Source organism: Streptomyces sp. BBFR102 (assembly GCF_051397025.1).
Lineage (GTDB): Bacteria > Actinomycetota > Actinomycetes > Streptomycetales > Streptomycetaceae > Streptomyces.
This window is the reverse complement of sequence record NZ_CP195757.1, coordinates 552,373-577,152: the sequence shown is the minus strand read 5'-3', so window position 1 is coordinate 577,152 and position 24,780 is coordinate 552,373. Positions and strand designations below refer to the sequence as shown.

Annotated in this window: 22 protein-coding genes; 21 read left to right on the top strand and 1 reads right to left on the bottom strand. The window is 72.5% G+C overall.

The window, feature by feature from the left end:
* Positions 1-63 precede the first annotated feature (63 nt).
* The 15 genes from ACSLIC_RS02610 to nusB all read left to right on the top strand — a co-directional run bounded on the left by ACSLIC_RS02610 (position 64) and on the right by nusB (position 15,800).
* Positions 64-1,428, top strand: coding sequence for a replication-associated recombination protein A (locus ACSLIC_RS02610; protein WP_436736046.1), 1,365 nt, complete (start codon positions 64-66; stop codon positions 1,426-1,428).
* Positions 1,429-1,797: 369 nt separating this feature from the next.
* Complete coding sequence (rpsD, locus tag ACSLIC_RS02605; RefSeq protein WP_003947046.1) at positions 1,798-2,412, top strand: 30S ribosomal protein S4; 615 nt, start codon at positions 1,798-1,800, stop codon at positions 2,410-2,412.
* Between the two features lie 282 nt (positions 2,413-2,694).
* Complete coding sequence (locus ACSLIC_RS02600) at positions 2,695-3,147, top strand: DUF948 domain-containing protein (protein WP_436736045.1); 453 nt, start codon at positions 2,695-2,697, stop codon at positions 3,145-3,147.
* Positions 3,148-3,153: 6 nt separating this feature from the next.
* Entirely contained in the window at positions 3,154-3,516 is a 363-nt protein-coding gene (locus tag ACSLIC_RS02595; protein ID WP_436736044.1) for a hypothetical protein, read from the top strand.
* Entirely contained in the window at positions 3,516-6,188 is a 2,673-nt protein-coding gene (gene alaS / locus ACSLIC_RS02590; RefSeq protein ID WP_436736043.1) for an alanine--tRNA ligase, read from the top strand. The genes ACSLIC_RS02595 and alaS overlap by 1 nt, the downstream gene beginning before the upstream one ends.
* 8 nt (positions 6,189-6,196) lie before the next feature.
* Positions 6,197-6,661, top strand: a complete 465-nt coding sequence (ruvX, locus tag ACSLIC_RS02585) for a Holliday junction resolvase RuvX (protein WP_436740255.1) — start codon at positions 6,197-6,199, stop codon at positions 6,659-6,661.
* A 129-nt stretch (positions 6,662-6,790) separates the two neighbouring features.
* Positions 6,791-8,671, top strand: a complete 1,881-nt coding sequence (mltG, locus tag ACSLIC_RS02580) for an endolytic transglycosylase MltG (RefSeq protein ID WP_436736042.1) — start codon at positions 6,791-6,793, stop codon at positions 8,669-8,671.
* Positions 8,646-9,491, top strand: coding sequence for a shikimate dehydrogenase (locus ACSLIC_RS02575; RefSeq protein ID WP_436736041.1), 846 nt, complete (start codon positions 8,646-8,648; stop codon positions 9,489-9,491). The genes mltG and ACSLIC_RS02575 overlap by 26 nt, the downstream gene beginning before the upstream one ends.
* A 160-nt stretch (positions 9,492-9,651) precedes the next feature.
* Entirely contained in the window at positions 9,652-10,836 is a 1,185-nt protein-coding gene (gene aroC / locus ACSLIC_RS02570; protein ID WP_436736040.1) for a chorismate synthase, read from the top strand.
* Positions 10,837-10,880: 44 nt separating this feature from the next.
* Positions 10,881-11,363 (top strand): shikimate kinase, encoded by a 483-nt coding sequence (locus ACSLIC_RS02565; RefSeq protein WP_436740254.1) that lies wholly within the window; start codon positions 10,881-10,883, stop codon positions 11,361-11,363.
* Entirely contained in the window at positions 11,360-12,442 is a 1,083-nt protein-coding gene (gene aroB / locus ACSLIC_RS02560; protein ID WP_436736039.1) for a 3-dehydroquinate synthase, read from the top strand. Before ACSLIC_RS02565 ends, aroB begins: the two co-directional genes overlap by 4 nt.
* Before the next feature lie 181 nt (positions 12,443-12,623).
* Positions 12,624-13,493, top strand: a complete 870-nt coding sequence (locus ACSLIC_RS02555; RefSeq protein ID WP_436736038.1) for an AAA family ATPase — start codon at positions 12,624-12,626, stop codon at positions 13,491-13,493.
* An 81-nt stretch (positions 13,494-13,574) separates the two neighbouring features.
* Positions 13,575-14,708, top strand: coding sequence for an aminopeptidase P family protein (locus ACSLIC_RS02550; RefSeq protein ID WP_436736037.1), 1,134 nt, complete (start codon positions 13,575-13,577; stop codon positions 14,706-14,708).
* Positions 14,709-14,802: 94 nt separating this feature from the next.
* Entirely contained in the window at positions 14,803-15,369 is a 567-nt protein-coding gene (gene efp, locus ACSLIC_RS02545) for an elongation factor P (RefSeq protein ID WP_436736036.1), read from the top strand.
* Positions 15,370-15,371: 2 nt separating this feature from the next.
* Positions 15,372-15,800 (top strand): transcription antitermination factor NusB, encoded by a 429-nt coding sequence (gene nusB / locus ACSLIC_RS02540; RefSeq protein WP_436736035.1) that lies wholly within the window; start codon positions 15,372-15,374, stop codon positions 15,798-15,800.
* Positions 15,801-15,953: 153 nt separating this feature from the next.
* Here nusB and bldD read toward each other — a convergent pair whose 3' ends face one another.
* The gene (bldD, locus tag ACSLIC_RS02535; protein ID WP_003947032.1) at positions 15,954-16,454 is read right to left on the bottom strand and encodes a transcriptional regulator BldD; all 501 of its coding nucleotides are present in this window, start codon (positions 16,452-16,454) and stop codon (positions 15,954-15,956) included.
* 275 nt (positions 16,455-16,729) lie between these two features.
* Between bldD and pyrR the strand changes: the two genes are divergently transcribed.
* The 6 genes from pyrR to carB all read left to right on the top strand — a co-directional run bounded on the left by pyrR (position 16,730) and on the right by carB (position 24,770).
* Complete coding sequence (gene pyrR / locus ACSLIC_RS02530) at positions 16,730-17,326, top strand: bifunctional pyr operon transcriptional regulator/uracil phosphoribosyltransferase PyrR (RefSeq protein ID WP_436736034.1); 597 nt, start codon at positions 16,730-16,732, stop codon at positions 17,324-17,326.
* A gap of 105 nt (positions 17,327-17,431) precedes the next feature.
* Positions 17,432-18,430, top strand: a complete 999-nt coding sequence (locus ACSLIC_RS02525; protein WP_436736033.1) for an aspartate carbamoyltransferase catalytic subunit — start codon at positions 17,432-17,434, stop codon at positions 18,428-18,430.
* The gene (locus ACSLIC_RS02520) at positions 18,427-19,722 is read left to right on the top strand and encodes a dihydroorotase (RefSeq protein ID WP_436736032.1); all 1,296 of its coding nucleotides are present in this window, start codon (positions 18,427-18,429) and stop codon (positions 19,720-19,722) included. The genes ACSLIC_RS02525 and ACSLIC_RS02520 overlap by 4 nt, the downstream gene beginning before the upstream one ends.
* An 11-nt stretch (positions 19,723-19,733) precedes the next feature.
* Positions 19,734-20,333 carry a hypothetical protein gene (locus ACSLIC_RS02515; RefSeq protein WP_436740253.1) on the top strand — a complete coding sequence of 200 codons (600 nt, stop codon included), beginning with the start codon at positions 19,734-19,736 and terminating at the stop codon, positions 20,331-20,333.
* The gene (gene carA / locus ACSLIC_RS02510; RefSeq protein ID WP_436736031.1) at positions 20,330-21,472 is read left to right on the top strand and encodes a glutamine-hydrolyzing carbamoyl-phosphate synthase small subunit; all 1,143 of its coding nucleotides are present in this window, start codon (positions 20,330-20,332) and stop codon (positions 21,470-21,472) included. The genes ACSLIC_RS02515 and carA overlap by 4 nt, the downstream gene beginning before the upstream one ends.
* Positions 21,465-24,770, top strand: coding sequence for a carbamoyl-phosphate synthase large subunit (gene carB, locus ACSLIC_RS02505; RefSeq protein WP_436736030.1), 3,306 nt, complete (start codon positions 21,465-21,467; stop codon positions 24,768-24,770). The genes carA and carB overlap by 8 nt, the downstream gene beginning before the upstream one ends.
* The last annotated feature ends 10 nt before the right edge of the window (positions 24,771-24,780 follow it).

Below are 24,780 nucleotides of genomic sequence, written 5' to 3'. Positions count from 1 at the left end.
GGCCCGGGAGCCTTTGCGGGCCGCCCCGGACCGGTTGTCGGTGCCGTGAATTAGGGTTCCCGTGTGGAACCCGACCTCTTCACCGCAGCAGCCGAAGACCGCCAGGAGAAGGACCCGTCCAGCAGCCCCCTGGCCGTCCGGATGCGCCCGCGCACCCTGGACGAGGTGGTCGGCCAGCAGCACCTGCTCAAGCCCGGTTCGCCGCTGCGCCGCCTCGTCGGCGAGGGCGCCGGCGGCCCGGCCGGCCCCTCCTCGGTCTTCCTCTGGGGCCCGCCGGGCATCGGCAAGACCACCCTGGCGTACGTGGTCAGCAAGGCCACCGACAAGCGGTTCGTGGAGCTTTCCGCGATCACCGCCGGGGTCAAGGAGGTGCGCGCCGTCATCGACGGCGCCCGCCGCGCCTCCGGCGGCTTCGGCAAGGAGACCGTCCTCTTCCTCGACGAGATCCACCGCTTCTCCAAGGCCCAGCAGGACTCCCTGCTGCCCGCCGTCGAGAACCGCTGGGTCACCCTCATCGCCGCCACCACCGAGAACCCGTACTTCTCGGTGATCTCCCCGCTGCTCTCCCGCTCCCTGCTGCTCACCCTGGAGCCGCTGACCGACGAGGACCTGCGCGGCCTCGTCCGCCGCGCCCTCACCGACGAGCGGGGCCTGGCCGGCTCCGTCACCCTCGCCGAGGACGCCGAGGCCCACCTGCTGCGGGTCGCCGGGGGCGACGCCCGCCGCGCGCTGACCGCCCTGGAGGCGGGCGCCGGCGCCGCGCTCGACAAGGGCGAGGCGGAGATCACGCTCACCACCCTGGAGGAGTCGGTGGACCGGGCCGCCGTGGCGTACGACCGCGCCGGTGACCAGCACTACGACGTGGCGAGCGCCCTCATCAAGTCCATCCGCGGCTCGGACGTGGACGCCGCCCTGCACTACCTCGCCCGGATGATCGACGCGGGGGAGGACCCCCGCTTCATCGCCCGCCGCCTGATGATCTCGGCCAGCGAGGACATCGGCCTCGCCGACCCGACGGCCCTGCCCACCGCGGTCGCCGCCGCCCAGGCCGTCGCCATGATCGGCTTCCCCGAGGCCGCGCTGACCCTCAGCCACGCCACCATCGCCCTGGCACTGGCCCCGAAGTCGAACGCCGCCACCACCGCCATCGGCGCCGCCCTGGAGGACGTCCGCAAGGGCCACGCCGGGCCGGTCCCCACCCACCTGCGCGACGGCCACTACAAGGGCGCGGCCAAGCTCGGACACGCCCAGGGGTACATCTACCCGCACGACGTCCCCGGCGCCATCGCCGCCCAGCAGTACGCCCCGGACGCCCTGGCGGGCAGGCGGTACTACCAGCCCACCCGGTACGGCGCCGAGGCCCGCTACGCCGACGTGGTCGAGAGGGTCCGCGAGCGCCTCGCCGAGGGCGGCCGCGGCGAGGGCTGAGCCGGCGCTCGGCCGGGTGCGGAGCACCGCCGGTGAGCCGGTACAATCGGTTCGCAGTGCTGCGTCCCACGTCCGGCCCCGGTCGGCACCACCAGAGTGGGACATGCAGCCGGAAGCCCCCACTGCCCTCGCGGTGGTGAGCGGGTCTTCCAGGAGCGTCGCGCACCGTCGAAGGTGTCGCGGGCAGCCCACCACCCCCCAGCGGCGGTCGGTGGGCCACTCGCGTGCTGCACGTTAGTGCCCAGACCAGGGAGCGGCTGCTCGGTGGAACCGTGTCACGGCGCGGGACCGCTGGGTTTCCCCGGCTGCGGATGCGACCTCCCCTAACCCTGGTGAGCCATCCACGAAAGATGAGAGAAGGTCCGGTTCATGCCGAACCAGTCCCGTCCCAAGGTCAAGAAGTCGCGTGCCCTCGGTATCGCGCTGACCCCGAAGGCTGTCAAGTACTTCGAGGCCCGCCCCTACCCGCCGGGTGAGCACGGCCGTGGCCGCAAGCAGAACTCGGACTACAAGGTCCGTCTGCTCGAGAAGCAGCGCCTGCGCGCCCAGTACGACATCAGCGAGCGTCAGATGGCCCGCGCCTACGACCGCGCTCGCAAGGCCGAGGGCAAGACCGGCGAAGCGCTGGTCATCGAGCTGGAGCGTCGCCTCGACGCCCTGGTGCTGCGTTCGGGCATCGCCCGCACCATCTACCAGGCCCGTCAGATGGTCGTCCACGGCCACATCGAGGTCAACGGCCACAAGGTCGACAAGCCGTCGTACCGCGTGCGTCCCGACGACGTCGTGATGGTCCGCGAGCGCAGCCGCGAGAAGCACCCCTTCCAGGTCGCCCGCGAGGGTGGCTACGACACGGAGGGCGAGACCCCGCGCTACCTCCAGGTCAACCTGAAGGCCCTGGCCTTCCGCCTGGACCGGGACCCGAACCGCAAGGAGATCCCGGTCATCTGCGACGAGCAGCTCGTCGTCGAGTACTACGCCCGCTGATCACCCGCTGATCCGGCAGAGCACTCAGCCCGCCTCCTCTCCCTTCCGGAGAGGGGGCGGGTTCGTCGCTTGTCGACCCTGCTCCGGGCCGCGCGCCGGGCCGGGAAACCGGTTCGGGAGGCCGGTGGCCGCGCGATAGGCTCGACAGGTGGCCGGCCGGTGCCGGACCCCCCTCGTGGGGTACGCCGGTCCAAGCCTCCCGGCGGTGCCCGTACCCCGGGGCCCGCGCCGTCGCGTGGGTGCACAACCCGACGAATCAGACCCGAGAGAGAGCGGTGCGCAGTGTCCGGTGGAGAGGTGGCCGGGGTCCTGGTGGCCGTCTTCTGGGCGATTCTGGTCTCCTTTCTCGCCGTGGCCCTGGTGAGGCTCGCCCAGACGCTCAAGGCGACGACCAAGCTGGTGGCGGACGTCACCGAGCAGGCGGTGCCCCTGCTGGCCGACGCCTCGGCGACGGTCCGCTCGGCCCAGAGCCAGCTCGACAGAGTCGACGCCATCGCCTCCGACGTCCAGGAGGTCACCTCCAACGCCTCCGCGCTCTCCACGACGGTCGCCTCCACCTTCGGCGGCCCCCTGGTCAAGGTGGCCGCCTTCGGTTACGGCGTCCGGCAGGCCATCAGCCGCAGGACCCGGGACGAGGACGACCGGCGCACGACCGCCAAGCCCTCCCGCCGCACCGTGATCGTGGGGCGCGCCGTGCCGCCCGCACCCCGGGGGCGGCGGAGGCGGAAGGACTGACCAGCGATGTTCCGCCGTACGTTCTGGTTCACCGCGGGCGCAGCCGCCGGCGTGTGGGCCAGCCACAAGGTCAACCAGAAGCTCCAGCGGCTCACCCCTGAGAGCCTCGCCGCGCAGGCGGCCGACAAGGCACTCGACGCCGGCCACCGGCTGAAGGACTTCGCCCTCGACGTCCGCGCGGGGATGCTCCAGCGCGAGGCGGAGCTGGACGACGTACTGGGGCTCGACGCACCCCCCGAGGGGCCCGAGCTGCCCGCCACGCGCCGGCCGGCGCTGGAGGGCGAGCGGTACCCCGTCACGTACCGCGCCCAGCAGAAGTACCCGAAGAAGTATCCGAAGCACCCGAACAACCGGAATGAGGACCACTGATGGAGTCGGCTGAGATCCGCCGCCGCTGGCTGCGCTTCTTCGAGGAGCGCGGGCACACCGTCGTCCCTTCGGCGTCGCTGATCGCGGACGACCCCACCCTGCTGCTCGTCCCCGCGGGCATGGTCCCCTTCAAGCCGTACTTCCTCGGCGAGGTCGCCCCGCCCGCCCCGCGCGCCACCAGCGTGCAGAAGTGCGTGCGCACCCCGGACATCGAAGAGGTCGGCAAGACCACCCGGCACGGCACGTTCTTCCAGATGTGCGGCAACTTCTCCTTCGGTGACTACTTCAAGGAAGGGGCCATCACCTACGCCTGGGAGCTGCTCACCAACTCCCAGGACCAGGGCGGGTACGGCCTCGACCCCGAGCGCCTGTGGATCACCGTCTACCTCGACGACGACGAGGCCGAGACGATCTGGCGCGAGAAGATCGGCGTCCCCGCCGAGCGCATCCAGCGGCTGGGCAAGAAGGACAACTTCTGGTCCATGGGCGTCCCCGGACCCTGCGGCCCCTGCTCCGAGATCAACTACGACCGCGGCCCCGAGTTCGGCGTCGAGGGCGGCCCGGCCGTCAACGACGAGCGGTACGTGGAGATCTGGAACCTCGTCTTCATGCAGTACGAGCGGGGCGCCGGCGAGGACAAGGAGGACTTCCCGATCCTCGGCGACCTCCCCAGCAAGAACATCGACACCGGCCTCGGCCTCGAACGTCTCGCCATGATCCTCCAGGGCGTGCGCAACCTCTACGAGATCGACACCTCCCGGATCGTCATCGACAAGGCCACCGAGCTGACCGGCGTCCGCTACGGCGCCGACCGGGCCTCGGACGTGTCGCTGCGCGTCGTCACCGACCACATGCGCACCTCCGTCATGCTCATCGGCGACGGCGTCACCCCGGGCAACGAGGGCCGCGGCTACGTGCTGCGCCGCATCATGCGCCGCGCCATCCGCAACATGCGCCTGCTCGGCGCCACCGGACCGGTCGTCGCCGAGCTGGTCGACACCGTGATCGAGTCGATGGGGCAGCAGTACCCGGAGCTGATCACCGAGCGCAAGCGCATCCTGACCGTCGCCCTCGCCGAGGAGGCCGCCTTCCTCAAGGCGCTCAAGGGCGGCACCAACATCCTGGACACGGCCGTCACCGAGACCAAGGCCGCCGGCTCCACCGTCCTCTCCGGGGACAAGGCGTTCCTCCTCCACGACACGTGGGGCTTCCCGATCGACCTGACCCTGGAGATGGCCGCCGAGCAAGGGCTGACCGTCGACGAGTCCGGTTTCCGCCGCCTGATGAAGGAGCAGCGCGAGCGCGCCAAGGCCGACGCCCGCGCCAAGAAGACCGGCCACGCCGACCTCTCCGCCTACCGCGAGGTCGCCGACGCCGCCGGCGCCACCGACTTCACCGGCTACCTGGCCACCGAGGGCGAGTCCACCGTGGTCGGCCTGCTGGTCCACGGCGTCTCCTCGCCGGCCGCCACCGAGGGCGACGAGGTCGAGATCGTCCTCGACCGCACCCCGTTCTACGCCGAGGGCGGCGGCCAGATCGCCGACACCGGCCGCATCCGCTTCGACAACGGCGCCGTCGTCGAGGTCCGCGACGTGCAGAAGCCGGTTCCCGGCGTCCACGTCCACAAGGGCGTCGTCCAGGTCGGCGAGGTGACCGTGGGCTCCCCGGCCTACGCCGCGATCGACGTCGGCCGCCGCCGGGCCATCGCCCGCGCCCACTCGGCCACCCACCTCACCCACCAGGCGCTGCGCGACGCGCTCGGCCCGACGGCCGCCCAGGCCGGCTCGGAGAACCAGCCGGGCCGCTTCCGCTTCGACTTCGGCTCCCCGGCCGCCGTGCCCGGCGCCGTCCTCACCGACGTCGAGCAGAAGATCAACGAGGTGCTCGCCCGCGACCTGGACGTCCAGGCCGAGGTCATGAGCATCGACGACGCCAAGAAGCAGGGCGCCATCGCCGAGTTCGGCGAGAAGTACGGCGAGCGGGTCCGGGTCGTCACCATCGGCGACTTCTCCAAGGAGCTGTGCGGCGGCACGCACGTCCGCAACACCGCCCAGCTCGGCCTGGTCAAGCTGCTCGGCGAGTCCTCCATCGGCTCCGGTGTGCGCCGCATCGAGGCCCTGGTCGGCGTCGACGCGTACAACTTCCTGGCCAGGGAGCACACGGTCGTCGCCCAGCTCCAGGAACTGGTCAAGGGCCGTCCCGAGGAACTGCCCGAGAAGGTCTCCGCGATGCTCGGCAAGCTCAAGGAGGCCGAGAAGGAGATCGAGCGCTTCCGCGCCGAGAAGGTCCTCCAGGCCGCTGCCGGGCTCGCCGCGGGCGCCCAGGACGTCCGGGGCACCGCCCTGGTCACCGGCCGGGTGCCGGACGGCACCGGCGCCGACGACCTGCGCAAGCTCGTCCTCGACGTGCGGGGCCGCATCCCCTCCGACCGGCCCGCCGTGGTCGCCCTGTTCACCGTGGCGGGCGACCGGCCGCTGACCGTGGTCGCCACCAACGAGGCCGCCCGCGAGCGTGGCCTCAAGGCCGGCGACCTGGTCCGCACCGCCGCCAAGACGCTCGGCGGAGGCGGCGGCGGCAAGCCCGACGTCGCCCAGGGCGGCGGGCAGAACCCGCAGGCCATCGACGAGGCCGTCAGCGCGGTCGAGCGTCAGGTCGCCGAGAGCGCCCGATGAGCGGAACGCTGCGCCGGGGCCGCCGCCTCGCCGTGGACGTCGGCGACGCCCGGATCGGAGTCGCCTCCTGCGACCCCGACGGGATTCTCGCCACGCCGGTGGAGACCGTGCCGGGACGTGACGTCCCGGCCGCCCACCGGCGGCTCGCCGCCCTCGTCGAGGAGTACGAGCCGATCGAGGTCGTCGTCGGGCTCCCGCGCTCCCTCAAGGGCGGCGAGGGCCCGGCGGCCGTCAAGGTCCGCGGCTTCGCCCAGGAACTCGCCCGGACCATCGCGCCCGTCCCGGTGCGACTGGTGGACGAGCGGATGTCCACGGTGACGGCGGCTCAGGGGATGCGGGCCTCCGGGGTCCGCTCCAAGAAGGGGCGCGCCGTCATCGACCAGGCGGCCGCCGTGGTGATCCTGCAGAGCGCGCTGGAGTCCGAACGGGCGTCAGGCGCAGCTCCCGGCGAGGGCGTCGAAGTGGTCATCTGATCGCGATACGGTAACGTGCCGCGCGATGCGCCGGTGTGTTCGAACAACTGACCCACACGGCAGAAAGACGGCGCGGAAGCCGCCGCCCAGGTGCGGCGGCTTCCCCCGTCCCGCGGCTCTAGGGGACCGATGACTGAGTATGGCCGGGGCCAAGGCTCCGATCCGTGGCAGGAGGACCCGCTCTCCTCGCCCGCCTACGGGCAGGCGGCACAGGGCGGGTACGGCGACGGATGGAGCGGACAGCAGCCTGGTGGCTACCCGCCTCCCCAGCCCGGTTACGACGGGCAGCCGTACCAGCAGTACCCGCAGGACGGGGGCCAGCAGGGCTACCCGCAGCAGCAGTACCCGCAACAGGGGTACCCGGGTCAGCAGTACGACCCGAACCAGCAGGGCTATCCCCAGCAGGCCCAGCAGGCCCAGCAGGCCCAGCAGGCCCAGCAGGCCCAGCAGGCCCAGCCCCAGCAGGGCCAGTACGGCGGCTCCGACGGTTACGGGCAGCAGTACCCCGGGGCCTGGGACACCGGGCAGGTCCCCCCGTACGACCCGGCGGTCGGCGATCCGTACCAGCAGCAGGCCCACGGCCACGAGGGCTACGGGGGCGGGCAGCACGACCCGTATCGCACCGAGGGCGCCTATCCGCCGCCCCGCCCGCCCGGTCGGCGTGAGGACCCGCAGCCGGAGGGCGAGTGGGAGGAGCCGGGGGAGGAGACCCACCCCTTCTTCACCGGCGCCGACGACACCTCCGACGCCGACGAGGGCCGCGGCGCCCGGCGCGGCCGGGGCCGCAGGAACGAGCGGGACGAACAGGACCGCGCTGGGGACCGCGACGACTACGACGACGATCATGGCGACGACCACGAGGACGAACCGGAGCCCGGCGGCCGGCGCGGACGCGGCGGCGGCAAGCAGCGCGGCCGGGGCACCAAGGGCAAGAGCCGCAACGGCATGGCCTGCCTGGTCGTCTCGCTGGTGCTGATCGGCGGCGGCGGCGCGGTCGCGTACTACGGCTACCAGTTCTACCAGGACCGTTTCGGCCCGGCCGAGGACTACGCGGGCGAGGGTTCGGGGCAGGTCGTCGTCGAGGTGCCGCAGGGCGCCGTCGGCTGGGACATCGCCAACCTGCTGAAGAAGCACGACGTCGTCAAGAGCGGCTCCGCCTTCGTCAATGCGCAGAACGCCCATCCCCAGGGCAAGTCCCTCCAGCCCGGCTTCTACACGCTGCACAAGCAGATGTCCGGCAAGGCCGCCGTCGAGCTGATGCTCAGCCCCAAGAGCCGCAACACGCTGATCATCCCCGAGGGCCGCCGCAACGCCTGGGTGTACGAGCAGATCGACAAGCGGCTCGGCGTCAAGGCCGGCACCACCGAGGAAGTGGCCCTGGAGGAGTCCAAGTCGCTCGGCCTGCCCGAATGGGCCGACAACAACAAGGACATCAAGGACCCGCTGGAAGGCTTCCTCTTCCCCTCCAGCTACCCGCTGGCCAAGTCGATGGAGCCGGCCGACGTCCTCAAGAAGATGGTGGCGCAGGCCAAGCAGGAGTACGCCCGTCACGACCTGGAGGGCTCGGCCGAGAAGCTCGGCCTCAAGGACCCGCTCCAACTGGTCACCGTCGCGAGCCTGGTCCAGGCCGAGGGCATGACCCACGACGACTTCCGGAAGATGGCCGCGGTCGTCTACAACCGGCTCCAGCCGGACAACACGGTGACCAACCAGAAGCTGGAGTTCGACTCCACGTACAACTACCTGAAGGGGGAGAGCGAGATCGACATCTCGATCGCGAAGATCCGCAACGACCCCGACCCGTACAACACCTACTACCACAAGCTCCTGCCGCCGGGACCGATCGGGAACCCGGGCGCGGACGCCATGAAGGCCGCCACCGCCCCGGACACCGGCGACTGGATGTTCTTCATCTCCATCGACGGCAAGACGACCAAGTTCACCAAGACCCTGGCCGATCACGAGGCTCTGGTGGAGGAGTTCAATGAAAGCCGCAGCAAGGGCCGGTGAGAGCCGCCGGGCCGCCGTCCTCGGCAAGCCCGTCGGCCACTCGCTCTCCCCGGCCCTGCACCGCGCCGCCTACGCGGAACTGGGCCTCGACGGCTGGTCGTACGAGCGTTACGAGACCGACGAGGACGAACTGCCCGGCTTCGTCGCCGGGCTCGGCCCCGAGTGGGCGGGGCTGTCGCTGACCATGCCGCTGAAGCGGGCCGCGCTCGCGCTCTGCGCGACGGTCACCCCCGTCGCCCGTTCGGTGGAGGCGGTCAACACGCTCGTGCGGGACGGCGACGGCGGCTGGCACGGCGACAACACCGACGTACCCGGACTGGTAGCCGCCCTGCGTGAGCGGGGGATCGAGAAGGCCCCCGAGGCCGCCGTCCTCGGCGCCGGAGCCACCGCCTCCTCCGCCCTGGCCGCCCTCGCCTCGATGGGCGCCGACCAGGTCGAGGTGTACGTCCGCAGCGAGGCGCGTGCCGAGGAGATGCGCGAGTGGGGGCGGCGGCTGGGCGTCGAGGCGCTGGCCCGGCCGTGGGAGCGGGCCGCCGAGGCGCTGCGCAGGCCGCTGGTGATCGCCACCACCCCGGCCGGGGCCGCCGACGCGCTCGCCGCGGAGGTCCCGGAACCGCCCGGCACCCTCTTCGACGTGCTCTACGAACCGTGGCCGACGCCGCTCGCCGCCCGTTGGGCCGCGCGCGGTGGCACGGTCCTCGGCGGGCTGGACCTCCTGGTCCACCAGGCCGTCCTCCAGGTCGAGCGGATGACCGGGGTGGTGCCCGCGCCCCTCGCGGCGATGCGGGCGGCGGGCAACGCCGCTCTCGCCGCCCGCTGACCGGACGCGTCCGCCCGGTCCGTGGCGGCGGACCGGGCGTTCCACCCGTTGGACCGCTTGCCGTACCGGCCCGCCCGGCGTGGGAGGATCGGACGCGGCGGGCAGGGGACGCGCCCCCCGGCCGCGCCGCAGAGACCGGGCGCGAGCAGGAGGAGCACCGTTGAGCAGGCTGCGTTGGCTGACCGCGGGGGAGTCGCACGGACCCGCACTGGTGGCCACCCTGGAGGGACTTCCCGCCGGGGTGCCGATCACCACGGAGATGGTCGCCGACCATCTGGCCCGGCGGCGGCTCGGCTACGGTCGCGGCGCCCGGATGAAGTTCGAGCGCGACGAGGTCACCTTCCTCGGCGGGGTCCGCCACGGACTGACCCTCGGCTCCCCGGTCGCCGTCATGGTCGGCAACACCGAGTGGCCCAAGTGGGAGCAGGTCATGGCGGCCGACCCGGTCGACCCCGGGGAACTGGCCACGCTCGCCCGCAACGCCCCGCTGACCCGCCCCAGGCCCGGCCACGCCGACCTCGCCGGGATGCAGAAGTACGGCTTCGACGAGGCCCGCCCGATCCTGGAGCGCGCCTCCGCGCGGGAGACCGCGGCCCGGGTGGCGCTCGGCGCCGTCGCCCGCTCGTACCTGAGGGAGACGGCCGGGATCGAGATCGTCTCGCACGTCGTGGAGCTGGCCGCCGCCAAGGCGCCGTACGGCACCCTCCCGGTCCCCGGCGACGTGGAGCGGCTCGACGCCGACCCGGTGCGCTGCCTGGACCCCGAGGCGTCCGCGGCGATGGTCGCCGAGATCGACCAGGCCCACAAGGACGGCGACACCCTCGGGGGTGTGGTCGAGGTCGTCGCCCACGGAGTGCCCGTCGGGCTCGGCTCCCACGTCCACTGGGACCGGCGGCTCGACGCGCGGCTGGCCGGCGCCCTCATGGGCATCCAGGCGATCAAGGGCGTCGAGGTCGGCGACGGCTTCGACCTGGCGCGGGTGCCCGGCTCCCGGGCGCACGACGAGATCGTCGTCACCGAGGACGGCATCCGCCGTGCCTCCGGCCGCTCCGGCGGCACCGAGGGCGGCCTGACCACCGGTGAGGTGCTGCGGGTACGGGCCGCCATGAAGCCCATCGCGACGGTGCCCCGCGCGCTCGGCACCGTCGACGTGGCCACCGGCGAGCCCGCCAAGGCCCACCACCAGCGCTCCGACGTCTGCGCCGTCCCGGCCGCGGGCATCGTCGCCGAGGCGATGGTCGCGCTCGTCCTCGCCGACGCCGTCGCGGAGAAGTTCGGCGGCGACAGTGTCGCCGAGACCCGCCGCAACGTCTCCGGCTACCTCGACCACCTCCCCGTCCGGTGAGCGCCGCCACCCCGGCCGGCCCCTGCCTGGTCCTCGTCGGACCGATGGGCGTCGGAAAGTCCACCGTCGGCGCGCTGCTCGCCGAGCGGCTCGGCCACACCTACCGTGACACCGACGCCGACATCGTCGCCGCCGAGGGCCGCGAGATCGCCGAGATCTTCGTCGACGAGGGCGAGCCGCACTTCCGCGAGCTGGAGCGCCGCGCCGTCGCCGCCGCCGTCGAGACCCACACCGGCGTCCTGGCCCTGGGCGGCGGAGCCGTCCTCGACCCGGCCACCCGGGCGCTGCTCGCCGGCCGGCCGGTCGTCTACCTGTCGATGCAGGTCGACGAGGCGGTCCGGCGCACCGGCCTGGCCACCGCCCGGCCGCTGCTCGCCGTCAACCCGCGCCGGCAGTGGCGCGAGCTGATGGAGGCCCGCCGCCACCTGTACACCGAGGTCGCCCGCGCCGAGGTCGCCACCGACCACCGCACCCCCGAAGAGGTCGCCGAAGCGGTCCTCGACGCAATGGAGTTGAAGCACGCATGACCCTGCGTATCCCCGTCGGCGCCACCGCAGGCACCGAACCGTACGAGGTACTGATCGGCCACCAGCTCCTCGGCGAGCTGCCCGGCCTCATCGGCGAGCAGGCCCGCCGGGTCGCCGTCATCCACCCCGAGGCGCTGGCCGAGACTGGCGAGGCGCTCCGCGCCGACCTCGCCGACCAGGGGTACGAGGCCATCGCCGTCCAGGTGCCCAACGCCGAGGAGGCCAAGACCGCCGAGGTCGCCGCCTACTGCTGGAAGGCGCTCGGGCAGTCCGGCTTCACCCGCACCGACGTCATCGTCGGGGTCGGCGGCGGCGCCACCACCGACCTCGCCGGGTTCGTCGCGGCGAGCTGGCTGCGCGGGGTGCGCTGGGTCGCCGTCCCCACCACCGTGCTGGCCATGGTCGACGCGGCCGTCGGCGGCAAGACCGGCATCAACACGGCCGAGGGCAAGAACCTCGTCGGCGCCTTCCACCCGCCGGCCGGGGTCCTCTGCGACCTGGCCGCGCTGGAGTCGCTGCCGGTCCACGACTACGTCAGCGGCCTCGCCGAGATCATCAAGGCCGGTTTCCTCGCCGACCCGGTCATCCTCGACCTCATCGAGGCCGACCCGGCCGCCGCCCGGACCCCCGCCGGGCCGCACACCGCCGAACTCATCGAGCGCTCCATCCGGGTCAAGGCCGAGGTGGTCTCCGAGGACCTCAAGGAGTCCGGCCGCCGCGAGATCCTCAACTACGGCCACACCCTGGGCCACGCCATCGAGAAGAACGAGCGGTACGAGTGGCGGCACGGCGCCGCCGTCGCCGTCGGGATGCTCTACGCCGCCGAGCTGGGCCGCCTCGCCGGACGGCTCGACGACGCCACCGCCGACCGGCACCGCACCGTCCTGGAGGCGGTCGGCCTGCCCCTGACCTACCGCTACGACCAGTGGCCCAAGCTGGTCGAGAACATGAAGGTGGACAAGAAGTCCCGCGGCGACACGCTGCGCTTCATCGTCCTCGACGGCCTGGCCCGCCCCACCGTCCTGGAGGGCCCCGACCCGGCCGTCATGCTCGGCGCCTACGGCGAGGTCGCGGACTGACCCCGCGGGCCCGGCGGCGGACGGAGCCCTCCGTCCGCCGCCGGGCCCGCCTTGACCTGCCCGGTCGTTCACACAACACCGGCCGGGGACGGTACCGTTCGCTAGCGCGTCGGCGGCCGGGGACTTCCCGGAAGCGCCGTGCGCCCCACGCCAGTTGCCTGATGAGACGGAGTGGCACCGGATGCAGCACGCAGGGGGGCCTCCGCTGCCGCCTTACCACCAGCAGGCCATGGCGAGCGCCGACTGGCCCCAGGGCCCGCCGCCCGCCCAGCCCCCGCACCCCGCGCCGCCGCCCCCGCCGCCCGCGCAGCCCCCGGGCTTCGTCGGGAGCGTGCCCTCCGGGCGCACCCCGCACCCCGGGCAGGGCGGCCCGGCCCGGCCCGTCCCCCCGGCCTCGGTCCCGCCCGAGGGCACCGGCCACGTGCAGCTGCCGCCCGGCGGCCCCGTGGCGATGCCGAGCCCGCCGCCCGGCGCCGGCCAGGCGGACACCGGCAGCACCACCCTCGCGGTGCTGCTCATAGGCCCGGCCGGAGCGGGGAAGACCACCGTCGCCCGGCTCTGGGCCGAACAACGCCGCGTGCCCACCGCCCACATCAGCCTGGACGACGTCCGCGAATGGGTCCGATCCGGCTTCGCCGACCCCCAGGCAGGGTGGAACGACCACTCCGAGGCCCAGTACCGCCTCGCCCGCCGCACCTGCGGCTTCTCCGCCCGCAACTTCCTTGCCAACGGCATCTCCTGCATCCTCGACGACGCCGTCTTCCCCGACCGGCCGGTGATCGGACTCGGCGGCTGGAAGCGCCACGTCGGCCCCGGCCTCCTCCCCGTGGTCCTGCTTCCCGGGCTGGAGATCGTCCTGGAGCGCAATTCCCAGCGGCACGGCAACCGCCGCCTCTCCGACGAGGAGGTGGCCCGGATACACGGACGGATGGCCGGCTGGTACGGCTCCGGGCTGCCGATCATCGACAACTCGCACCTGGACGCCGCACAGACCGCCCGGGCCCTCGACGACGTCCTCGCCCGCGCCATCGCCAGCCCGCCCCAGTGGTGAGCGCCCCCGCCCCAGGCGCCCCGGTGCCCGGTCGGACGCGCTGAACCGGCCGGTGCGCCGAGCCGCTCGTAGGCTCGGAACATGTCCGAGGCTCCGCATGCGTACGACGTGTACCAAGCCCGCAGGCAGCGGCTGCGGGAGCGCTGCGCGGCGGCCGGTGACGCCGCCGCCGTGGTCTCCCGCCCGGCCAACATCCGCTACCTGACCGGCACCGCCCCCGAACGGGCCGCCCTGCTGCTCGGCGCCCACGAACCCGGCGCCGACGTGCTGCTGTGCGCCGTCCAGCCCGGCGTGCGGCCCGAGGAGGGCAGGCCCGACGAGGCGCTCAGGCTCCAGCTCCTGGACGGACCCGGCGCCGACCCGGCGGTGGCCGCCGCCACCCTCGCGCTGCGCCGGGGCGACCGTCCCGTGGCGGTCGAGGAGCACGACCTGACGGTGGCCCGGCACCGGACGATGGCCTCCGCCGCCCCCGGTATCGTCCTCACCGACCTGGGCGGGGCCGTCGAGCAACTGCGGTACGTCAAGGACGAGGAGGAGATCTCCTGCCTGCGGATCGCCGCCGAGATCACCGACCAGGCCCTCGGTGAACTCCTGGAGTCCATCCTGGTCGGCCGCACCGAGCGCCACCTCGCCCTGGAGCTGGAGCGCCGCCTCATCGACCACGGCGCCGACGGGCCGGCCTTCGCCAGCTCGGTGGGGGCCGGGCCCAACGCGGGCCTGGCCCGCCACCGGCCCACCGACCGCCGGGTCGAGGAGGGCGACTTCCTCACCGTGGGCCTCGGCGCGGTCTACCGCGGCTACCGCTGCGCGATCGGCCGGACCTTCGTCATCGGCACCACCCCGGCGGACTGGCAGGTGGAGCTGTACGACCTGGTCTTCGCCGCCCAGCGGGCCGGCCGGGAGGCCCTCGCACCCGGCGCGGCCTGCCGCGACGTCGACCGGGCCGCCCGCCAGGTGCTCACCGGCGCGGGGTACACCGAGGGGCTCGCCCCCGTCACCGGGCACGGCGTCGGCCTGGAAAACGTGGAGGACCCGCAGATCGCCCCTGCGGCCATGGGTAAACTGGACGCTCGTGTGCCGGTCACCGTCGAACCGGGAGTCCACCTCCCGGGCCGGGGCGGAGTCCGGATCGACGACACGCTCGTCGTGCGCCCCGAGGCGGACGGCGGACCTGAGCTACTCACGATCACGACCAAGGAGCTGCTCGCGCTCTAGCCCCGGCCTGTGCGTGCACCCGAGGTCCCACCAGCTCCCCGCTGACCGACAGGTCAGGGGGGAGACACCCATTCGTCCAGGAGATACCGCAAACGTGGCTTCCACGAACGACCTCAAGAACGGCATGGTGCTCAAGCTCGACGGGGGCCAGCTCTGGTCCGTAGTCGAGTTCCAGCACGTCAAGCCCGGCAAGGGCCCTGCCTTCGTGCGCACCAAGCTGAAGAACGTGCTGTCCGGAAAGACCGTCGACAAGACCTTCAACGCCGGCGTCAAGGTCGAGACGGCCACCGTCGACAAGCGCGACATGCAGTTCTCGTACATGGACGGCGACTACTTCGTCTTCATGGACATGGAGACCTACGACCAGCTGCACGTCGACCGCAAGGCCGTCGGCGACGCCGCCAACTTCCTCATCGAGGGCTTCGAGGCGACCGTCGCCCAGCACGAGGGCGAGGTGCTCTTCGTGGAGCTGCCGGCCGCCGTCGAGCTGGTCATCAAGGAGACCGAGCCGGGCGTCCAGGGCGACCGCTCCACCGGCGGCACCAAGCCGGCGATCCTGGAGACGGGCTACCAGATCAACGTCCCGCTCTTCATCACCACCGGTGAGAAGATCAAGGTCGACACCCGCTCCAGCGACTACCTCGGCCGGGTGAACAGCTAACCGTGGCTGCTCGCAATACGGCCCGCAAGCGCGCCTTCCAGATCCTCTTCGAGGCCGATCAGCGCTCCACCGACGTGCTGACCGTCCTCGCGGACTGGATTCGGCACGCACGCTCCGACACCCGGCAGCCGCCGGTCAGCGAGTACACGATGGAACTCGTCGAGGGGTACGCCGAGCACGAGCGGCGCATCGACGAACTCATCTCGCAGTACGCCGTCGACTGGACCCTCGACCGGATGCCCGTCGTCGACCGCAACATCCTGCGGCTCGGCGCCTACGAACTGATCTGGGTCGACACCACCCCCGACGCCGTCGTGCTGGACGAGGCCGTCCAGTTGGCCAAGGAGTTCTCCACGGACGACTCCCCGGCCTTCGTCAACGGCCTGCTCGCCCGCTTCAAGGAGCTGAAGCCGGGCCTGCGCCGCGGCTGATCCCCCCCCCGCACACCGCGAGAGCCCGCAGCCGTCACGGCCGCGGGCTCCCGCCGTCCGGGAGCCGCACACCGCGGCCAGAACGCGCCTGAGGGCGGCTCCGGGAACTCCCGGAGCCGCCCTCAGGCGTATGACCTCACTGCCGCGGTGCGGTCAGCTGTCCTCGTGGGCGACCGCGCGGCGGGCGTCGGAGTCGAGGACGCCCCAGCTGATCAGCTGCTCGGTGAGGACCGAGGGGGACTGGTCGTAGATCACCGCGAGGGTGCGCAGGTCGTCCTGGCGGATGGAGAGGACCTTGCCGTTGTAGTCCCCGCGCTGCGACTGGATGGTCGCCGCGTACCGCTGGAGGGGGCCCGCCTTCTCCGGCGGGACGTTGGCCAGGCGCTCCAGCTGGAGGACGAGCTTCGGCGGGGGCTCGGCCGCGCCGCCGGGGGTCGTGCCCGGCAGCAGTTCCTGCACGGGGACGCCGTAGAAGTCCGCGAGCTCGGCGAGCCGCTGCACGGTGACGGCGCGGTCCCCGCGCTCGTACGAACCGACCACGACCGCCTTCCAGCGGCCCTGGGACTTCTCCTCGACGCCGTGGAGGGAAAGGCCCTGCTGCGTGCGGATGGCGCGGAGCTTGGCCCCGAGCTGTTTTGCGTATTCGCTGGACATGTGGCTCCCCGGACGAAGACTGGTAACTCACTGTGAGGTTACGCAGCGTTACTTGGCTGCGTCAAGCCGAACGGTGGTGCCGAGGGCTCCGAGGGCGGGTCTCGGGGCCTTCCGGCCCGTAGTGGGACGGGGACCCCAGGGTCTCCCGGACCCGGCCGTCCGCGTTGGGCCGGGGTGGTGACCAGGCGCGTTCCGGCCGCTGGTACCGTGGACGACGCACTTCCCGACGTCCTTTAAGAACCGTCCTGTGAGGCGGAGAAGGAGGTCCGTTCCCTGTGAACGCCACCACCCCCAAGAACCCCGGGCCGCACGAGGCCCGCCCCGTTCTCGAAGGCCCCGACATCGGCCGGGTCCTGACCCGCATCGCCCACGAGATCGTCGAACGCGCCAAAGGCGCCGACGACGTGGTCCTGCTCGGCATCCCCACCCGCGGCGTCCATCTCGCCGAGCGGCTGGCGGACAAGCTCGCCGAGATCACCTCGCGCCCCGTACCGGCCGGCTCGCTGGACATCACCATGTACCGCGACGACCTGCGGCTGAAGCCCGCCCGGGCCATCGGCCGCACCGAGATCCCCGCCGACGGGATCGACGGGCGCCTGGTCGTCCTCGTCGACGACGTGCTCTTCTCCGGCCGCACCATCCGTGCCGCCCTCGACGCCCTCGGCGACATCGGCCGGCCCCGTGCCGTGCAGCTCGCCGTCCTCGTCGACCGCGGCCACCGCGAGCTGCCGATCCGCGCCGACTACGTCGGCAAGAACCTCCCCACGTCGCTGCGGGAGACGGTCAAGGTCCAGCTCGCCGAGGAGGACGGCCGCGACGCGGTCCTGCTCGGTGCCGGACCCTCCGCCCCCGCCCCGGCAGGCGGCAACTAGCACCCCACCGCGGTCCCCGCCGCCGCACGCGCCCGCGCGCGGGACGGCAGCCGGACCAGGGTGTCCCCGCATGCCCGAAACCTCCCGAACGCACGGAGCCCACCGATGATGCGCCACCTCATCTCGGCCGCCGACCTCACCCGCGACGACGCCGTCCTGATCCTCGACACCGCCGAGGAGATGGCCCGGGTAGCCGACCGGCCGATCAAGAAACTGCCCACCCTGCGCGGCCGGACCGTCGTCAACCTCTTCTTCGAGGACTCGACGCGGACCAGGATCTCCTTCGAGGCCGCCGAGAAGCGCCTCTCCGCCGACGTCATCAACTTCACCGCCAAGGGGTCCTCGGTCTCCAAGGGCGAGTCGCTCAAGGACACCGCCCAGACCCTGGAAGCGATGGGCGTCGACGCCGTCGTCATCCGGCACGGCGCCTCCGGCGCGCCCTTCCGGCTCGCCACCTCCGGCTGGATCGACGCCGCCGTCGTCAACGCCGGCGACGGCACCCACCAGCACCCCACCCAGGCCCTGCTGGACGCCTTCACCCTGCGCCGCCGCCTGGTCGGGCCCGACACCGGCCTCGGCCAGGACCTGGCCGGGTGCCGGGTCACCATCGTCGGCGACATCCTGCACAGCCGCGTCGCCCGCTCCAACGTCGACCTGCTGCACACCCTCGGCGCCCACGTCACCCTCGTCGCCCCGCCCACCCTGCTGCCGGTCGGCGTCGAGAGCTGGCCCTGCGAGGTCTCGTACAGCCTCGACAAGGTGCTCGACCGGTCCGACGCCGTGATGATGCTGCGGGTGCAGCGTGAACGGATGAACGCCGCGTACTTCCCGACCGAGCGCGAGTACGCCCGCCGGTACGGGCTCGACGGGGAGCGGATGGCGAAGATGCCCGCCGAGGCCGTCGTCATGCACCCCGGCCCGATGGTCCGCGGCATGGAGATCACCGCCGAGGTCGCCGACTCACCGCGCTGCACCGCCGTCGAGCAGGTCACCAACGGCGTCTCCGTGCGGATGGCCGTGCTCTACCTGCTGCTGGGCGGGAACGAGCCCGCCATCGCCCAGAACCGCCCCGCCCCCGCCACCGAGGAGAACCCCGCATCATGACCGCCCGCACCAAGACGCTCATCCGCGGGGCGCGCCTGCTCGGCGGCGCACCCCAGGACGTCCTGATCGACGGTGAGACCATCGCCGCCGTCGGGAGCGGCCTCGACGCCGAGGGCGCCCAGGTCGTCGAGGCCGAGGGCCTGGTCCTCCTCCCCGGCCTGGTCGACCTCCACACCCACCTGCGCGAACCCGGCCGTGAGGACTCCGAGACCGTCCTCACCGGCACCCGCGCCGCCGCCGCCGGCGGCTACACCGCCGTGCACGCCATGGCCAACACCTTCCCCGTCGCCGACACCGCCGGCGTGGTCGAGCAGGTCTGGCGGCTCGGCAAGGAGTCCGGCTACTGCGACGTGCAGCCGGTCGGCGCCGTCACCGTCGGCCTGGAGGGCAAGCACCTGGCCGAACTGGGCGCCATGCACGACTCGGCCGCCGGCGTCCGGGTCTTCTCCGACGACGGCAAGTGCGTCCACGACGCGGTGATCATGCGCCGCGCCCTGGAGTACGTGAAGGCGTTCGACGGCGTCATCGCCCAGCACGCCCAGGAGCCCCGGCTCACCGAGGGCGCCCAGATGAACGAGGGCGCCGTCTCCGCCGAACTCGGCCTCGGCGGCTGGCCGGCGGTCGCCGAGGAGTCGATCATCGCCCGCGACGTGCTGCTCGCCGCCCACGTCGACTCGCGCGTGCACATCTGCCACCTCTCCACCGCCGGCTCGGTGGAGATCGTCCGCTGGGCCAAGTCCAAGGGGTGGAACGTCACCGCCGAGGTCACCCCCCACCACCTGCTCCTCACCGACGAACTGGTGCGCACCTACAACCCGGTCTACAAGGTCAACCCGCCGCTGCGCACCGAGGCCGACGTGCTGGCCCTGCGCGCCGCGCTGGCCGACGGCGCCATCGACTGCGTCGCCACCGACCACGCCCCGCACCCCCACGAGGACAAGGACTGCGAGTGGCCCGCCGCGGCCATGGGCATGGTCGGCCTGGAGACCGCCCTCTCCGTGGTCCAGCAGACGATGGTCGACACCGGGCTGCTCGACTGGGCCGGCGTCGCCGACCGGATGTCCTTCCGTCCGGCAGCCATCTCCCGCCTCGCCGGGCAGGGCCGGCCGGTCGCCGAGGGGGAGCCCGCCAACCTCACCCTGGTCGATCCGGCTTACCGTGGAGATGTGGACCCCGCGGGCTTCGCCTCCCGCAGCCGCAACACCCCCTACGAGGGCCGTGAGCTGCCGGGACGCGTCACCCACACCTTCCTGCGGGGCCGGGCAACGGTAGTGGACGGGAAGCTGGCGTGACACCTGCACTGATGACTCTGGCCGCCGAACAGAAGTCGGCGGAGGTGACGGACTGGGCCGCGCGCATCGGCTGGCTCGTCGGCCTCGCCCTCTTCGTCGCCCTCGTCTACTGGCTGATGCGCGAAGGCTGGAAGTGGCGCGGCACCCTCCAGTCCGGCCTGCCCGAGCTGCGCACCACGCCCGAGGACCTCGCTCCGGCCACCCTCACCCTGACCGGCCGCTACCACGGCTCCACCACCGCGGGGCAGTGGCTGGACCGCATCGTCGCCCGGGGCCTGGGCACCCGCAGCCGCGCCGAGCTGACCCTGCACCCCGAGGGGCTCGACGTGGTCCGCCCCGGCGCCGCGGACTTCTTCGTCCCCGCCGAGTCCATCCTCGGCGCCCGCCTCGACAAGGGCATCGCCGGCAAGGTCCTGCCCGAGGGCGGCCTGCTGGTCGTCACCTGGGCCCACGGGGACCAGGTGCTCGACTCCGGCTTCCGCTCCGACCGCGCCGCCGAGCACCCCGCCTGGGTCAAGGCCCTCGGCACCCTGGAGGCCGAGGACGCCGCCGCCGCGTCCACAGCCCCCCACCCGCACCATGACCGCACGACGGAAGGCATCGCACGATGACGACCTCCACCCGGGGAGCCGGCCAGGCTCCCGCCGTACTCGTCCTGGAGGACGGCCGCGCCTTCCGCGGCCGCGCCTACGGGGCCGTGGGGGAGACCTTCGGTGAGGCGGTGTTCTCCACCGGCATGACCGGCTACCAGGAGACTCTGACCGACCCCTCCTACCACCGCCAGGTCGTCGTCATGACGGCCCCGCACGTCGGCAACACCGGCGTCAACGACGAGGACCCCGAGTCCCGCAAGATCTGGGTCTCCGGCTACGTCGTCCGCGACCCCGCCCGCCGCGCCTCCAACTGGCGCTCCCAGCGCTCCCTCGACGAGGAGCTGGAGCGCCAGGGCGTCGTCGGCATCTGCGGCATCGACACCCGCGCCCTCACCCGCCACCTGCGCGAGCGCGGTGCCATGCGCGTCGGCATCTTCTCCGGCGAGCAGCTCGCCGACGAGGCCGCCCTGCTGGAGCGGGTCCGCGAGGCCCCCCAGATGAAGGGCGCCGACCTCGCCGCCGAGGTCGCCACCGAGCAGGCGTACGTGGTCCCGGCGATCGGCGAGAAGAAGTACACCGTCGCCGCCGTCGACCTCGGCATCAAGGGCATGACCCCGCGCCGGATGGCCGAGCGCGGCATCGAGGTGCACGTGCTGCCCGCCACCGCCACCGCCGAGGACATCTGGGCCGTCGACCCCGACGGCGTCTTCTTCTCCAACGGCCCCGGCGACCCGGCCACCGCCGACCACCCGGTCGCGCTGATGCGCGCCGTCCTGGAGCGCTCCACGCCGCTCTTCGGCATCTGCTTCGGCAACCAGATCCTCGGCCGCGCCCTCGGCTTCGGCACCTTCAAGCTGAAGTACGGCCACCGGGGCATCAACCAGCCCGTCCAGGACCGCGCCACCGGCAAGGTCGAGGTCACCGCGCACAACCACGGCTTCGCCGTCGATGCGCCTCTCGACAAGGTCTCCGAGACCCCCTACGGCCGCGCCGAGGTCTCCCACGTCTGCCTCAACGACAACGTGGTGGAGGGCCTGCGCCTGCTCGACCGGCCCGCCTTCTCCGTCCAGTACCACCCCGAAGCAGCGGCCGGCCCGCACGACGCCGCCTACCTCTTCGACCGTTTCGTCACCCTGATGGAGGGCCAGCGTGCCTAAGCGCTCCGATATCCAGTCCGTCCTGGTCATCGGCTCAGGCCCGATCGTCATCGGCCAGGCAGCCGAGTTCGACTACTCCGGAACCCAGGCGTGCCGCGTGCTCAAGGCCGAGGGCCTGCGCGTCATCCTGGTGAACTCCAACCCGGCGACGATCATGACCGACCCGGAGATCGCCGACGCCACCTACGTCGAGCCGATCACCCCCGAGTACGTCGAGAAGATCATCGCCAAGGAGCGCCCCGACGCCCTCCTGCCCACCCTCGGCGGCCAGACCGCGCTCAACACCGCGATCTCCCTGCACGGCGCCGGGGTCCTCGACACGTACGGCGTCGAGCTGATCGGCGCCAACGTCGAGGCGATCAACAAGGGCGAGGACCGCGAACTCTTCAAGGACGTGGTCGAGGCCGTCCGCGGGAAGATCGGCCACGGCGAGTCCGCCCGCTCGGTCATCTGCCACTCCATGGACGACGTCCTCGCCGGCGTCGAGGAACTGGGCGGCTACCCGGTCGTCGTCCGCCCCTCCTTCACCATGGGCGGCGCCGGCTCCGGCTTCGCCCACGACGAGGAGGAGCTGCGCCGCATCGCCGGGCAGGGCCTGACCCTCTCGCCCACCACCGAGGTGCTCCTCGAAGAATCGATCCTCGGGTGGAAGGAGTACGAGCTGGAGCTGATGCGCGACCGCAACGACAACGTCGTGGTCGTCTGCTCCATCGAGAACTTCGACCCGATGGGCGTGCACACCGGCGACTCCATCACCGTCGCCCCCGCCATGACCCTCACCGACCGCGAGTACCAGCGGCTGCGCGACATCGGCATCGCGATCATCCGCGAGGTCGGCGTCGACACCGGCGGCTGCAACATCCAGTTCGCGGTGAACCCCGAGGACGGCCGGATCATCGTCATCGAGATGAACCCGCGCGTCTCCCGCTCCTCGGCGCTCGCCTCCAAGGCGACCGGATTCCCGATCGCCAAGATCGCCGCCAAGCTCGCCGTCGGCTACACCCTCGACGAGATCCCCAACGACATCACCGAGCAGACCCCGGCCTCCTTCGAGCCGACGCTCGACTACGTCGTCGTCAAGGCCCCCCGCTTCGCCTTCGAGAAGTTCCCCTCCGCCGACGCCACCCTCACCACCACCATGAAGTCGGTGGGCGAGGCCATGGCCATCGGCCGGAACTTCACCGAGGCGCTCCAGAAGGCGCTCCGCTCACTGGAGAAGAAGGGCAGCCAGTTCGCCTTCACCGGCCCCACCGGCGACAAGCACGCGCTCCTGCGCGAGGCGGTCCGCCCCACCGACGGCCGCATCAACAGCGTCATGGAGGCCATCCGGGCCGGCGCCACCCAGGAGGAGGTCTTCGACGCGACGAAGATCGACCCCTGGTTCACCGACCAGCTCTTCCTCATCAAGGAGACCGCCGACGAACTGGCCGAGGCCCGCGAGCTCACCCCCGAGCTGCTCGCCCACGCCAAGCGCCACGGCTTCTCCGACAGCCAGATCGCCGCCCTGCGCGGCCTGCGCGAGGACGTCGTCCGCGAGGTCCGGCACGCCCTCGGCGTCCGCCCGGTCTACAAGACGGTCGACACCTGCGCCGCCGAGTTCGCCGCGAAGACGCCGTACTTCTACTCCTCCTACGACGAGGAGAGCGAGGTCGCGCCCCGCGAGAAGCCGGCCGTGATCATCCTCGGCTCCGGCCCGAACCGCATCGGCCAGGGCATCGAGTTCGACTACTCCTGCGTCCACGCCTCCTTCGCGCTCTCCGACGCCGGGTACGAGACCGTCATGGTCAACTGCAACCCGGAGACCGTCTCCACCGACTACGACACCTCCGACCGGCTCTACTTCGAGCCGCTCACCCTGGAGGACGTCCTGGAGATCGTCCACGCCGAGCAGCAGGCCGGACCCGTCGCGGGCGTCATCGTCCAGCTCGGCGGCCAGACCCCGCTCGGCCTCGCCCAGGCCCTCAAGGACAACGGCGTGCCCGTCGTCGGCACCCCGCCCGAGGCGATCCATGCCGCCGAGGACCGCGGCGCCTTCGGCCGGGTCCTCGACGAGGCCGGGCTGCCCGCCCCCAAGCACGGCACCGCCACCACCTTCGGCGAGGCCAAGGCCATCGCCGACGAGATCGGCTATCCGGTCCTGGTCCGCCCGAGCTACGTCCTGGGCGGCCGCGGCATGGAGATCGTCTACGACGAGGCCCGGCTCGCCGCGTACATCGAGGAGTCCACCGAGATCAGCCCCTCGCGGCCGGTCCTGGTCGACCGCTTCCTCGACGACGCCATCGAGATCGACGTGGACGCCCTCTACGACGGCACCGAGCTGTACCTCGGCGGCGTCATGGAGCACATCGAGGAGGCCGGCATCCACTCCGGCGACTCGGCGTGCGCCCTGCCCCCGATCACCCTCGGCGGCTACGACATCAAGCGGCTGCGCGCCTCCACCGAGGCCATCGCCAAGGGCGTCGGCGTCCGCGGACTGATCAACATCCAGTTCGCCCTCTCCGGCGACATCCTCTACGTCCTGGAGGCCAACCCGCGCGCCTCGCGGACCGTGCCCTTCACCTCGAAGGCCACCGCGGTGCCGCTCGCCAAGGCCGCGGCCCGCATCTCGCTCGGCGCCACCGTCGCCGAGCTGCGCGCCGAGGGCCTGCTCCCGGCGACCGGCGACGGCGGCACCCTGCCGGCCGAGGCGCCGATCTCCGTCAAGGAGGCCGTCCTGCCGTGGAGCCGCTTCCGCGACATCCACGGCCGGGGCGTGGACACCGTCCTCGGCCCGGAGATGCGCTCCACCGGCGAGGTCATGGGCATCGACGCGGTCTTCGGCACCGCCTACGCCAAGTCCCAGGCCGGGGCGTACGGCCCGCTGCCCACCAAGGGGCGCGCCTTCATCTCGGTCGCCAACCGGGACAAGCGGTCGATGATCTTCCCCGCCCGGGAACTGGTCGCCCACGGCTTCGAACTGCTCGCCACCTCCGGCACCGCCGAGGTGCTCGGCCGTAACGGCATCAAGGCCACCGTGGTCCGCAAGCACTCCGAGGGCGAGGGACCGAACGGCGAGAAGACCATCGTCCAGCTGATCCACGCCGGCGAGGTCGACCTCATCGTCAACACCCCGTACGGCACCGGCGGCCGGCTCGACGGCTACGACATCCGCACCGCGGCCGTCGCCCGGGCGGTGCCGTGCCTGACCACGGTCCAGGCGCTGGCCGCCGCCGTCCAGGGCATCGACGCGCTGCACCACGGCGACGTCGGCGTCTGTTCCCTCCAGGAACACGCCGAGCGGCTCACCGCCGCCCGCTGACCGCCCCGAG